Origin of the sequence: Prochlorococcus marinus str. MIT 9107 (genome assembly GCF_000759855.1) — a bacterium.
GTDB classification, from domain to species: domain Bacteria; phylum Cyanobacteriota; class Cyanobacteriia; order PCC-6307; family Cyanobiaceae; genus Prochlorococcus_A; species Prochlorococcus_A marinus_N.
In genome coordinates this window covers 256,355-268,599 of the sequence record NZ_JNAI01000009.1, presented here as the reverse complement: position 1 = coordinate 268,599, position 12,245 = coordinate 256,355, and the positions used below count along the sequence as shown (strand labels likewise).

16 protein-coding genes and 1 other RNA gene are annotated in these 12,245 nt (G+C 31.2%); 10 read left to right on the top strand and 7 right to left on the bottom strand.

What is annotated here, in order from left to right:
* The first annotated feature begins 7 nt into the window (after positions 1-7).
* Positions 8-1,225, top strand: coding sequence for a (E)-4-hydroxy-3-methylbut-2-enyl-diphosphate synthase (gene ispG / locus EU92_RS01915; RefSeq protein ID WP_032513419.1), 1,218 nt, complete (start codon positions 8-10; stop codon positions 1,223-1,225).
* A 63-nt stretch (positions 1,226-1,288) separates the two neighbouring features.
* On the top strand, positions 1,289-2,623 hold the full coding sequence (locus EU92_RS01920) for a S41 family peptidase (RefSeq protein WP_032513420.1): 1,335 nt from the start codon (positions 1,289-1,291) through the stop codon (positions 2,621-2,623).
* Here EU92_RS01920 and nadA read toward each other — a convergent pair.
* Complete coding sequence (gene nadA, locus EU92_RS01925; RefSeq protein ID WP_032513422.1) at positions 2,620-3,534, bottom strand: quinolinate synthase NadA; 915 nt, start codon at positions 3,532-3,534, stop codon at positions 2,620-2,622. The two genes, EU92_RS01920 and nadA, sit on opposite strands and share 4 nt — an antisense overlap.
* Positions 3,535-3,697: 163 nt before the next feature.
* Between nadA and EU92_RS01930 the strand changes: the two genes are divergently transcribed.
* A complete protein-coding gene (locus tag EU92_RS01930) occupies positions 3,698-4,471 on the top strand; it encodes a TIGR04168 family protein (RefSeq protein ID WP_032513423.1) in 774 nt (257 codons plus the stop codon).
* Positions 4,472-4,493: 22 nt separating this feature from the next.
* Here the strand turns inward: EU92_RS01930 and EU92_RS01935 are convergent, their stop codons facing one another.
* Positions 4,494-5,291: a methanol dehydrogenase gene (locus EU92_RS01935; protein ID WP_032513424.1), complete on the bottom strand. Its 798-nt coding sequence runs from the start codon at positions 5,289-5,291 to the stop codon at positions 4,494-4,496.
* 31 nt (positions 5,292-5,322) lie between these two features.
* Between EU92_RS01935 and EU92_RS01940 the strand changes: the two genes are divergently transcribed.
* Positions 5,323-6,513, top strand: a complete 1,191-nt coding sequence (locus EU92_RS01940; RefSeq protein ID WP_032513425.1) for a class I SAM-dependent methyltransferase — start codon at positions 5,323-5,325, stop codon at positions 6,511-6,513.
* On the opposite strand, the gene aroB is transcribed toward EU92_RS01940, so the two are convergent.
* Positions 6,510-7,601 (bottom strand): 3-dehydroquinate synthase, encoded by a 1,092-nt coding sequence (aroB, locus tag EU92_RS01945; protein ID WP_032513426.1) that lies wholly within the window; start codon positions 7,599-7,601, stop codon positions 6,510-6,512. The two genes, EU92_RS01940 and aroB, sit on opposite strands and share 4 nt — an antisense overlap.
* A 125-nt stretch (positions 7,602-7,726) precedes the next feature.
* On the opposite strand from aroB, the gene EU92_RS01950 reads away from it, so the two are divergent.
* From EU92_RS01950 to EU92_RS10035, 5 genes are all read left to right on the top strand, one after another.
* Positions 7,727-8,917, top strand: a complete 1,191-nt coding sequence (locus EU92_RS01950; RefSeq protein ID WP_032513427.1) for a 5-(carboxyamino)imidazole ribonucleotide synthase — start codon at positions 7,727-7,729, stop codon at positions 8,915-8,917.
* A 17-nt stretch (positions 8,918-8,934) separates the two neighbouring features.
* Positions 8,935-9,119, top strand: a non-coding RNA gene (gene ssrS / locus EU92_RS09595) — 6S RNA.
* A 157-nt stretch (positions 9,120-9,276) separates the two neighbouring features.
* Positions 9,277-9,576 carry a DUF1651 domain-containing protein gene (locus EU92_RS01955; protein WP_032513430.1) on the top strand — a complete coding sequence of 100 codons (300 nt, stop codon included), beginning with the start codon at positions 9,277-9,279 and terminating at the stop codon, positions 9,574-9,576.
* The gene (locus tag EU92_RS10040; protein ID WP_193741726.1) at positions 9,573-9,713 is read left to right on the top strand and encodes a hypothetical protein; all 141 of its coding nucleotides are present in this window, start codon (positions 9,573-9,575) and stop codon (positions 9,711-9,713) included. The genes EU92_RS01955 and EU92_RS10040 overlap by 4 nt, the downstream gene beginning before the upstream one ends.
* Positions 9,688-9,855 (top strand): hypothetical protein, encoded by a 168-nt coding sequence (locus tag EU92_RS10035; protein WP_206537413.1) that lies wholly within the window; start codon positions 9,688-9,690, stop codon positions 9,853-9,855. The genes EU92_RS10040 and EU92_RS10035 overlap by 26 nt, the downstream gene beginning before the upstream one ends.
* A gap of 138 nt (positions 9,856-9,993) precedes the next feature.
* Here the strand turns inward: EU92_RS10035 and EU92_RS01960 are convergent, their stop codons facing one another.
* The 4 genes from EU92_RS01960 to EU92_RS01970 all read right to left on the bottom strand — a co-directional run bounded on the left by EU92_RS01960 (position 9,994) and on the right by EU92_RS01970 (position 11,544).
* Entirely contained in the window at positions 9,994-10,743 is a 750-nt protein-coding gene (locus tag EU92_RS01960; RefSeq protein WP_032513431.1) for an NAD-dependent DNA ligase, read from the bottom strand.
* Positions 10,744-10,950, bottom strand: coding sequence for a hypothetical protein (locus EU92_RS0109240; protein ID WP_032513432.1), 207 nt, complete (start codon positions 10,948-10,950; stop codon positions 10,744-10,746). It lies immediately after the preceding gene.
* A gap of 31 nt (positions 10,951-10,981) precedes the next feature.
* Positions 10,982-11,239 (bottom strand): hypothetical protein, encoded by a 258-nt coding sequence (locus tag EU92_RS01965; RefSeq protein WP_032513433.1) that lies wholly within the window; start codon positions 11,237-11,239, stop codon positions 10,982-10,984.
* 74 nt (positions 11,240-11,313) lie between these two features.
* The gene (locus EU92_RS01970) at positions 11,314-11,544 is read right to left on the bottom strand and encodes a hypothetical protein (protein ID WP_032513434.1); all 231 of its coding nucleotides are present in this window, start codon (positions 11,542-11,544) and stop codon (positions 11,314-11,316) included.
* Positions 11,545-11,737: 193 nt separating this feature from the next.
* On the opposite strand from EU92_RS01970, the gene EU92_RS01975 reads away from it, so the two are divergent.
* On the top strand, positions 11,738-12,028 hold the full coding sequence (locus tag EU92_RS01975; protein WP_032513435.1) for a DUF1651 domain-containing protein: 291 nt from the start codon (positions 11,738-11,740) through the stop codon (positions 12,026-12,028).
* Positions 12,029-12,245 lie beyond the last annotated feature (217 nt).

Genomic DNA, 12,245 nt, shown 5'->3' with positions numbered 1-12,245 from the left:
AATTTTAATGTCATTAACTCAATCAAAAGAGGTTAATAGTCTCTCCAAAAGATATTCAACTCATATTGAGAGGAGGATAACCAGAACAGTAATGGTTGGCGATATAGCAATAGGAAGTGATTATCCAGTAAGAGTTCAATCTATGATAAATGAAGATACAATGGATGTCGAAAATGCTTACTTGGCTATCAAAAGACTACATGATGTGGGTTGTGAAATAGTGAGATTAACTGTTCCTTCTTTAGCACATGCAAAAGCAGTAGGAGATATAAAAGAAAAATTATTGGGAGATAATATTAACACTCCATTGGTCGCGGATGTTCATCATAATGGGATGAAAATTGCAATGGAGGTTGCAAAACATGTTGATAAAGTAAGAATAAATCCTGGATTGTTTGTATTTGAGAAATCAGACCCTACAAGAACTAAATATACAGATGAGGAATTTGAAACTATCAAAGAAACAATACTTAAAAGATTTACCCCTTTAGTAGAAGTTTTAAAGGCTGAAAACAAAGCTCTAAGAATTGGAGTTAATCATGGATCTCTATCTGAGAGAATGCTATTTACTTATGGAGATACTCCATTGGGAATGACAGAATCTGCGATGGAGTTCGTCAAAATTTGTGATGAGCTTGATTTTCATAACATAATAATTTCTATGAAAGCTTCTAGAGCACCTGTGATGATGGCAGCTTACAGGATGATTGCAGATAGACTTGATTCAGAAGGATATAATTATCCATTGCATTTAGGAGTGACGGAAGCTGGAGATGGTGATTATGGAAGGATTAAAAGTACTGCTGGAATCGGAACACTTCTGGCAGAGGGATTAGGAGATACCATTAGAGTTTCTTTGACAGAAGCACCTGAAAAGGAAATTCCAGTATGCTACTCAATTTTGCAATCTTTAGGACTAAGAAAAACGATGGTTGAATACATCAGTTGCCCTAGTTGTGGAAGAACACTTTTCAATCTAGAAGAAGTCGTAGATAAAGTTAGAAATGCTACTTCACATTTGACAGGTTTAGATATAGCAATAATGGGGTGCATAGTAAATGGGCCTGGAGAGATGGCAGATGCTGATTATGGTTATGTTGGTAAAGGTAAAGGAACCATCGCTTTATATAGAAGGAAAGAAGAGATAAAAAGAGTGCCTGAAGACGAGGGGGTTGATGCTTTAATTCAACTTATTAAGGATGATGGAAAGTGGATTGATCCTTAAGGATTTGTCAAATTTTGAAATTTTAAATAAATATTTTTTATAATATGATTAAAACTTGATTCTTTGAAGATAAAAAAATTGCTAAAAAAAAATTTTATAATTTTATTTACTACAACTTTTTCTGGGATATTTTTTAGTAATTTTGCAGATGCAACAGTTTTAAATAATAGTTATAAAGAAGTAATTGATCATGTTTGGCAAATTGTATATAGAGATTTTCTTGATTCAAGTGGTAAATTTCAAAAGTCTAATTGGATTAAGCTAAGAAAAGAGTTTTTATCAAAAACATACTCAGACAGCAATGAAGCATATGATGCGATTCGAGATATGCTATCGAACTTAGATGATTCTTACACAAGATTTTTAGAACCTAAAGAATTTAATCAAATGAGAATTGATACCTCTGGCGAATTAACTGGAGTTGGTATCCAAATAGTTAAAGATAAAGAATCTGATGATTTAATAATTATTTCTCCAATAGAGGACACGCCTGCTTATGATGCTGGAATTAAGGCTAGAGATAAAATAATATCTATAGATGATATTTCTACAGAAGGGATGAATATAGAGGACGCCGTAAAATTAATAAGAGGACAAAGAGGTACTAAAGTTAAGCTTGAAATTCTTAGAGGTTCTAAATCTTTTTTTAAGGTTTTATTAAGAGAAAAGATTGAAATAAAATCTGTTTTAAGTAAAGTCAATCAAACCAAAAACGGCTTATTAATTGGCTACGTAAGAATTAAACAATTTAATGCAAATGCATCAAGAGAAACTAAAGATGTTATTAAAGATTTAGAAACAAAAAAAGTCGCAGGATATGTTCTTGATTTGAGAAGTAATCCGGGAGGATTATTAGAATCAAGCATTGATATCTCTAGACATTTTATTAATAAGGGAATAATAGTAAGCACCTTAAGTAAAGATGGTTTAAAAGAAATAAAAAGAGGAAACGGTCAAGCTCTAACAAAAAAACCCTTAGTTGTCTTAGTTAATGAGGGCTCTGCTAGTGCTAGTGAAATAGTTTCTGGCGCAATAAAAGATAACAAAAGAGGTAAATTAATTGGTAAAAAAACTTTTGGGAAAGGGCTAGTTCAATCCATGAGAACCTTAGTTGATGGTTCTGGTCTAACTGTTACAGTAGCTAAGTATTTAACTCCGAATGGCATTGATATAAATAAATCTGGAATTATTCCAGACATAGAAGTAAATATGAATATCAACCCTATTCTTCAAAGAGAGATTGGAACTAGAAAAGATAAACAATATAAAGCAGGTGAAAAAGAGTTAATAAATATAATTAAAAGGAGAAATCAGATAGGTCAGTTTAACTCTGCCACTACAAACCTTAATGCATTATTGAAAATTAATAAGGAAAATAGAGTATTTTCATTTAATTAATTACTCATATCCAACATCCTTTTTATTGGTACGTAAGCTTTTCTTATTATTTCAGGGTCAAGTTCGATAGACGGTGAATTGTTTTTTAAACAATCAAGAATTTTTTCTAAAGTGTTTAGTTTCATATATGGACAATCGTTACATTTACAACCTTCTATGTCTGGAACTTCAATAAAGGTTTTATTAGGTTCAACCTTCTTCATCTGATGTATTATTCCAGGTTCTGTTAATACCATGTAAGTTTTAGCTGGATCTTTGCTGACGAAATCAAGCAATTTACTGGTTGATCCAATAAAGTCCGAGAGAAGTAATAAATTTTGACTACATTCAGGGTGAGCAATAATTTTTGCTCCTGGATTTTGGAATTTTAATTTTAGTAGTGCTTCTTCACTAAATGATTCATGAACGATGCAGCTGCCAGGCCATAATTTGAGATCTCTTCCTGAATTTTTCTGCACCCATCTTCCAAGATTCTGATCCGGCGCAAAAATTATCTTTTTCCCTTCAGGTATCTTTTTAACTAATGAGACTGCATTGCTGCTTGTACATATTAGATCACTTTGAGCTTTTACTTCCGCAGTACAATTTATGTAACTTACGACATAGTGGTCTGAATTATTATCCCTAAACTTTTGAAATTCATCTGCGGGACAATCGTCTGCTAATGAGCATCCTGCGTCAATATCGGGTAATAAGACTGTTTTATTTGGGCTAAGTATTTTTGCGGTTTCGGCCATAAAGTGTACCCCGCAAAAAATTATTATATCTGCATCATTATTCGCAGCTTTCCTAGATAGATCTAATGAATCTCCAATAAAATCTGCAATTTCTTGAATCTCTGGAGCTTGATAATAATGCGCCAAAATAATAGCATTAGCTTTTATGCAACGCTCCTTAATTTCAGAAATCAAATCCTCTTCATTTTGAATGGATTTCTGTTTTGGAGTAGAAGTTATACTGGTCAGGATTTAGAATATCTCTAAATAGATTATATGCCTTTAAACAGAAAAAATTCTGACAAATTTAAAAATTGCTATTGTTGGTGACTGTCATGGTCAATGGTCAGATTTAGACTTGAAAGTTTTATCGATTATTAAACCAAATATTGTTTTATTTGTTGGTGATATTTCTGATGGGAGTGTCAAAATAATAAAAAAAATAAATGAAATCAAAATACCTACATTTGTAGTATTAGGTAATCATGATAGAGGGAAGGACTCTACGGGTGAAATTCTCTTAAAGCAAATACGTGTTCTTGGTGAAAAATTTTGTGCATGGGATTTGAAAGTTTTTAATAATCAAATAAATTTACTATCTGCTAGACCATGCAGTTCAGGAGGTGGTTATTATCTTTCAAAAGAAGTAAAAGGAGTTTATGGCCCTATCAGCGAACAAGATTCAGTAAATAAAATCATCAAATGTTCTGAAAAGACTATTGAAGATATCCCTTTAATAATTATGTCTCATGCTGGTCCTTCGGGTTTAGGCTCAGAACCTGGAAGTATTTGTGGGAAAGATTGGAAATTACCCTCTTTAGATTGGGGAGATAGAGATTTGTCTTTTGCTATTTCACAAATACAAAAGAAAAGAAAAGTTGACCTTGTAATTTTTGGTCATATGCACAATCGGCTTAAAAGAAATCTTGGTTTAAGAGAAATGTTTAAAATTGATAGTAAAGGAACTTTTTATTTAAATACTGCTGTAGTGCCAAGATATAAAGCTGATGAAAATGGAGAATTATTAATTAACTTTTCATGGATTGAGTTTGAAAAAAAACAATTAATACATGTTTCTCATAGATGGTATTCCGAATCTGGTGAAATTTGTGAAGAAGACAAATTCCTTTAGATTAAATATTATCGATCAAAATTTAACTATTATTTGGCTTTTCATATCTTGAAAATAACGTTTGAGATAAAAGATACCCCGCAATTCCTGCTGCCGTAAAAGCTAAACCATTTTTAAATAAAGGTAATAAATCATTCGTTCTGGTGATTATCGGTGCCAAACCAAAGATCCCAAATAACATTCCCCATAAAGGAGAAAGAAGAGCTAAAAATCCAATTGAAATGACTTTACCTTCTTTCCTTGGGGCGGAGGCGAATCCCGCTACTAGTCCTCCAAGGATAGAGGTACATAAAGTCCAAATATATTGCTCTTTGGGGAGGCCTGGGACAACTTGACAACCTCCTCTCTCAAGACAAACTTTTACTGAATTAATTGCATCTAGTACTGCTCCATCTTCTCCATGATCTTTTACATAATATTGATTACCAAATCTTGTTTGAAGTTCAACCCAAAATAATCGTGGCATAAAAGCAAAATAAGCCTCTCCGACGTTAAAGTTCAATAGATTACCACCTCTAGGATCTGCAACTATTAATAAACTTGTCTCATCCAGATCCCAATAGTCCTTTATCGCTCTACCTGGAGAACTCTCAAACTGAGATAAGTATTTAATTTTCCATCCACTTTCAACTTCTAGTTTGTTGAGCTTATCCTCTAAAGATTTTTTCTGATTAGGACTTAATGTTTTAGCTAAATCAATTACAGGTGTTTTTTCTTCTGGTAAGAGATTTGGATTATTTATAGCGAAAACGGGTTTATGTGAAATAAAAAAGACTATTGATAGAAATATTCCCAATAAATAGTTAATCTTTGAAGGCATAAATAAGTTTCGTCTCTTTATATTTTCGCCGATGAATTGCTTACCCGTGAATAATCCAGATTGGTTAGTAAAAAAAATAATAAAAATGGGTGGGACTATAAGTTTTTATGACTATATGAACTTTGTTTTAAATGATCCTATCAATGGTTACTATGGCAGCGGTAAAGCTAAGCTAGGCTTTCGAGGAGATTTTGTTACATCACCCTCTTTATCAGATGATTTTGCTTTTTTGGTTGGTAAACAAATCGAAGATTGGTTGATTCAGTTAAAAAGTGGTTTTTTATCTAATAAGAAATTAACTGTAATTGAATTTGGAGCTGGAGATGGAAGTTTTATGAGTGGATTAATTAAATATTTATTAGGAAGTAGTAAAAATTTTTTGAAAGGAGTTTCTTTTGTGATCATTGAACCTAATAAAGGGATGTTAGAAAAACAAAAAAATAAATTGGAGGAATTTTTAAACTTAGGTATTGAAATTTTGTGGAAAGGTTTGGAGGAATTAGAGGAAAATAATATTAATGGAATAGTTGTAGCAAATGAGGTTTTAGATGCTTTGCCAGTAGAGAGAATAACTTTTTCTAAGGGAAAATTATTTCGACAAGCAGTATCTTTAGACAAAAAATCTTGTAAATTATTTTTTGATGAAATGCCTATTCCAAGTGAATTGGAAAAAAGTATCGAACTTGCGAAAAATGAATTAGGAATAACTATTCCGCCTGAAGATGTCATTGAAGGTTGGACAACAGAATGGCATGTAGACAACTCAGAATGGTTAAAAGCTATTTACGGAAAAATTAATAATGGTATTTTATTGATAATTGATTACGCTAAAGATGCTAAAAAATACTACACTTCTAAGAATTGCGATGGGACGATAGTTTCTTATAAAAATCAAAAAATGAACACTAATGTCCTGGATTCTCCAGGGAATTGCGATTTAACATCTCATTTGTGTATAGAAACCTTAATTAATGATGCTGAGACTCTTGGATTTAATACTGCTGGAATAACTAAACAAGGAGAAGCTTTGTTAGCACTAGGATTAGCAGAGAGACTTTATGGAATTCAGCAAGAATTTAAGAAAGATTTATCAAATGCCTTTTTAAGAAGAGAAGCATTACTTAGACTGGTTGACCCTTTGTGTCTTGGAGATTTTAAGTGGTTTGTTTTTAATAAGTTTAAGGCGAAGGAAGTGAATATAAATTCAACCTGCTTGCTTTAAGAAAAAAACTCTAAAAACAATGAATCCTCTACGTCATCATAAATATCAACTTCACCAATCTCTTTCGGTAAGATGAATCTCATTTTGCCATCACGTACTTTTTTGTCGCCCATAAGTATTGTTAGAACCTCTTCTTTATTTATTTTGGGTATCTCAGTAGGAAGATCATAACTATTCAAAAGATTCTCTTGTCTTTTTAATTCTTCTTTAGACCATAACCCTTTCTCAATAGCTATTTTCCCCGCAATATTCATCCCAATTGATATCGCCTCACCATGTAGAAATTTGCCGTATCCACATAAATTTTCAATAACGTGACCAAAAGAATGACCATAATTCAATATTGCTCTGATACCATTTTCATGTTCGTCTTGAGAAACTATATGAGACTTCGTTTCAATTGAACTATTAATTATTTTAATTAAGTATTCATTTTTGAGATTTATAAGTTCATTCTTATTCTTTTCAATTTCTAAATATTCAAAAAGTTCTTTATCTCTTATGACTCCGTATTTTATTACTTCGGCCATACCTGCACTAAATTCTCTTTTGGGCAAACTTTTTAAAGTTTCTGGATCAATAAAAACTGCCTTAGGTTGATTAAAAGCTCCAATTAAATTTTTGCCTTTAGGATGATTTACCCCTGTTTTTCCTCCTACGGAAGAATCAACCATCGATAATAATGTTGTTGGAATCTGAATATATTCGATACCTCTAAGCCAAGTAGCCGCTGCAAAACCACTGACATCTCCAACGATTCCTCCTCCAAGGGCAATAATTATTGAATTTCTATCTAAACCAAATTCAAATGCAACATCATATATTTCACTTAAAGTTTTCAAGTTTTTATGTGATTCTCCAGCCTTGATAATAAATATTTGAGCCTTAAAATTATTATCTTTTAAATGATTTAAGAATTTTTCTCCATATAAATTTGATATCTCTTCATTTGAAATCACAAGTATTTTTCTATTTTTTGTTATTCCAATTTTTAAAAGTTCTTCGCAGATATTATTGAGTAATCCCGCTTCTAGAGTTACTTCATATGACTTTTTACCTAATGGAACTAATATTTTTCTCTTATTCACAATTAATTACCTAGTTTAAATTTATAAATATTTAGTATTAAATACTTTATATATTAGCAAAATCTAAGCTCTAGATACTTAAAAAATTAGTTGTTAAGAATTAGAAATCGTAATAAAATCATGCTATGAGGTTAAAAAAAAATATAAAAATTATTAAGAAAAATTATTCGCTTGGAATAATTGGAGGTGGTCAATTGGCTTTGATGTTAACCGAAGCAGCAAAAAAAAGAGATTTAGAAGTATGTGTTCAAACAAAATCTTGTGATGATCCTGCCGGTTTTAAAGCAGATCATGTCATAGAAGCTGATCCTTTAAAGATAAGGGGTAATAAATTATTAATTAATGAGTGCGAAAAAATAATTTTTGAAAATGAATGGATAAAAATTGATAAATTAAATTTAATTGAAAATAATGATATTTTCGTCCCAAGCCTTAATGCAATTAAGCCCTTAGTAGATAGGTTTTCTCAAAAAAAATTAATAGATAAGATGAATATCACCTGTCCGAAATGGATAAGTATTGAAGATTTTAAAAATCTCTCGGATCAGGAAATGAATAATTGGAGTTTTCCTTTAATGGCAAAATCAAATAAAGGTGGATATGACGGCAAAGGGAATAAAAAAATAGAGAAAAAAGAAGATTTAGATTCTTTTTTAAAAGAGAATAATTCTGGTCAATGGTTAATAGAAGAATGGATAGATTACGAAAAAGAACTGGCTTTTGTGGGTTCAAGAGATAGTACCGGTAAGATTAGATTTTTTCCCATCGTAGAGACATTCCAATCAAACCATGTTTGTGATTGGGTTCTTGCACCTGCAACAACTGAATATGATTTAAACTTATTTGCAATAAATATTTTCTCTTCAATAGTAAATGAACTTAACTACGTTGGAGTTTTAGCTATTGAATTTTTCTATGGAGACAATGGTCTTTTAGTTAATGAAATAGCTCCTAGAACACATAATTCAGCTCATTTTTCTATTGAAGCTTGTACTTCAAGTCAGTTTGATCAATATGTTTGCATTTCCTCTGGGATAATGCCACCTGAAATTAAGATGAACTGTGAAGGGGCAATTATGATAAATCTACTGGGATTAAAAAAGAATTTCCCAATTTCAATGGAAACAAGAGTCAAAATGTTATCTGAAATTGAGGGTTCAAATATTCATTGTTATGGCAAATCTCATGAAATTCTAGGAAGAAAAATGGCTCACATTACATTTTTATTAAATGGTAAAACGCATTCAGAGAGATATGATGAGGCACAAGTTTTATTAACTATGGTAAGAGACATCTGGCCATCTCCAAATTCATAAAAAAATAAGTTAGAGTTAAATCACTGGATCTTTGGTTAAGTTCTTCTTTATGTGCTCTGATCTGACTCTCTTTCGACTTGAGGAGACTGTCGTGATGCGGTAGTAAACCGATCTTGTAATCGGAAACGAAAGCTCACTTTGAATCCTCTTCTGGCATTTCCAGGTCGATGCAGCAGAGAACTGACGGGGATCCGGTGTTACCTATCAAAATGCTTGCTACAACAGGCTTTTGGTAGGTATTTTTTAGGAATCAGCAGGACTGTTTTTGCTCTCAATGAGTATAGATAATTTGTTTGCCAAAATACTTGACGGCCCATACCAATGTATTTATATTAGTAGTACAGATGTATTATTATGTAATGACTTTAGGAGGAGCTGATGTTTGGACTAATTTTTCTTACGGTTATCGTAATGAGTCCCCAAGTGGTTGGTTGCTTAGCCCAAACCGTAGAAGATTAATTTTATTTACAAGGAATAAAAAATCCCCAAGAAACAGTATGAGAATTTTTGCTCATACATATTATGCAAATGATCTCGGTGAGCCTATGTCAATTAAATCATCAACTCAAATGTATTTGGATAATGCCTGGGATAAATGGCATGACCTTCAATTAGAAGGTTGGACTTTTGAAGAACTTGAATTACCTGAATCAGTATGACTAACTTAAATCCAATCAAAAAGAAACTATCAAAAAAAGATATAAAGATATCGATACAAGACTCATCAAAATTATTAGCTGAATTTTTTAATGGTGTTGTCATTGAACTTGATGAAGAATATAAATATGACTCATAAAGAACTGGTAGAAAAAGTTTCCGCAAATTTATTTAAACAAATTGGAAAGTTAGAAAGTAGAAGATCTTGGCTGGCGATGAGAAATTATCTTGAGCAATTAGATAGTGAACAACTTAGAGCAATGCTTAAAGAAGAAGGATGATTTAGAAATCTTGTTTATGAATTATTTATTTGGTCTTTATTTTTTTCTTAATTCTTAGAAAACCGTAAGTTCCAAAACCAACCAAAAACATGTCTAAGTAAATATGCCAAGTAGGAAAAATCTGGTGTATTAATTCCATTAACTTTTTATTGCCACTTGCCAATAAGGATAATCTAAATTTGATTTTTCTCTAATTAATTGTAATTTTCTAGAATTTATCTTTACTACTATTCCATCTGTTGGATATTTTCTAAAAAGCTTTCCTTCTAGCCATTGTTTTCTAAATACTTGAACTTGGCTCGTAAAGTTGCATGAAATATCCTGAGGGATTTTAAAGCCTAGCTTAGAAAGACTTTTTTTTGACTCATATTGGTTAAGTGTTGAATTAAGTATTTGAAATGCGCAGAAGCTAAGACTTTCAGAAAATCCTTCTTTAGCTCTGAGAAATCCAGAAGCGATTCTCTGGGAGATATTTGAACTTTGGTTGGGTGCGTATAATTCACCTCTAACTTGAAGCACTCCTCGTAAATGGATATTATTTGGAATGTCTTGAACTTGAACAAGTTTTCTAGTAATGTCAGTCCCTTTTCTTGAAATTGCTTTATCCAAGGTTCCATCTCTATACTGCAAAGCAACAGCACAACCATCAATTTTAGGCTCAATTAATAATCTTGTATCTGCTAATAATCCTCTCAAAAATTCTTCAATTGAATCCTTTTCTAATGAAGGCAAAACTAGTTTATTTTTCTTTTTAAAGTAATCACAATTAGGGTTTGTTCTTAATAAATTCTTTTCAAGTTGATCGAACTGCTTATCAGAAATTAAAGCATTCCCATTTCTATAATTATCGTCATACCATTCAATTCGTTCTTCTAGATAAGTCTTCATTTAATACGATCTCTTAATTTTTTGGCTAGGTATCCAACTTGGTTTATCTATTATCCATTTTTCTCTATCTTCAAATTTAACAGTCCATAAAAGAAATAAAGAAATTTGTTTTAGAGATATACCAAACATGTATCTTGATTTTGGACTTATTGATATAAATCCTAATAATAATATTAATAAAATAAGTTTAAAAATACCCTTAATCATTTAAAAAATTAGCGAAATTTTTGCAAATTTTTTAATTAATACAATTCTTATAACCTTCAATCTTCGCTAATTCATCAATCTTCAAACCAGTTTCCTCTAATAAAGTTTTTCCGATATTGTCTTTATTAAATTTAGTTAATGCTCCTTTAGTAGAGTACTTAATGCATTGGTTTTTATATTTCGCTTCTTTGACAACAGGAGATAAATAAAAACCAAACAAGATGATAAAAGCTAAATAGGTTAAAACTTTTCTGTGGTTTTTCCACAATTCATAAAATTTATTGGACACTAAAAATAACTAATTAACTTCTATTCTAAATTGATTGTCAACAAATTACTTTAGTAATTGAAGGACTGCTTAATTTATTCTTTTTCATTAATAGATCTAATCCAAGAATAATATCTTGATTTTCTAATTCTTTGCTCTTTCGAGACTAATCTATCTGCAGATTCTAAGAGTGATTCTCCTTTCTGAACTTTTGTTGTAATAGATATACCAAAACCTTTTGCTTCAATTTTTGCAATGCCACCCTCTAAAAAAAATAGAAAAGACCAACCTTTATTCCATCCTAGATAAAAGGGATTTCGATACATTTTATTTTTTTGGATTTACTCTTTAATGATATTTTCCTTTTGAAGGAGTTACTTGTATACACTATTACCAAATAAGAAGTTTAAGACTGATTATTTCTGGAAAGTAATTTTTGTATCTTAATAATTACTTGGAAAAAATACTTGACGTTGAAGAATAGTACATTTATAGTAATAGTACAACTGTATTATCTTAATGACATCAGGAGTTGCTAATGTTCGGACTAATTTTTATAGTGGCAACCTTATTGACCCCCCAGCTGGCTGGTTGTTTAACCAAAAAAGTGGTTTATTAATTTTTTTTGAGAGTTATAAGAAATCTGTATCTAATAACTTAAAAGTATATACCCACCTTTTCTATGCAAATGAATTAGGTGAACCAGCCCAACTTAAAAATTCAAGACTTCATTCTATTGAGTTTGCGTTTGAAAAATGGAATGAATTAATTTCAGGAGGTTGGCAAATTGTTACTAGTAAATTCCAGTAATCATCATTAAGGTAAATCCGCCAAAATGGGAATATCTAAAAGAATCTATCCTAAAACGAAAAAATACAAAGATTTGTATTACTTACAATCACTTTCGCTACAGCACTCCATAAACTTTTGCTACTGTCTTGATCTGTCCAAGATAGGGAAAACGTATATCACAGTGTGATCCTTTACTTAAAGGTTGTGAGTATTGGCAAAAAAATAGGACTATATT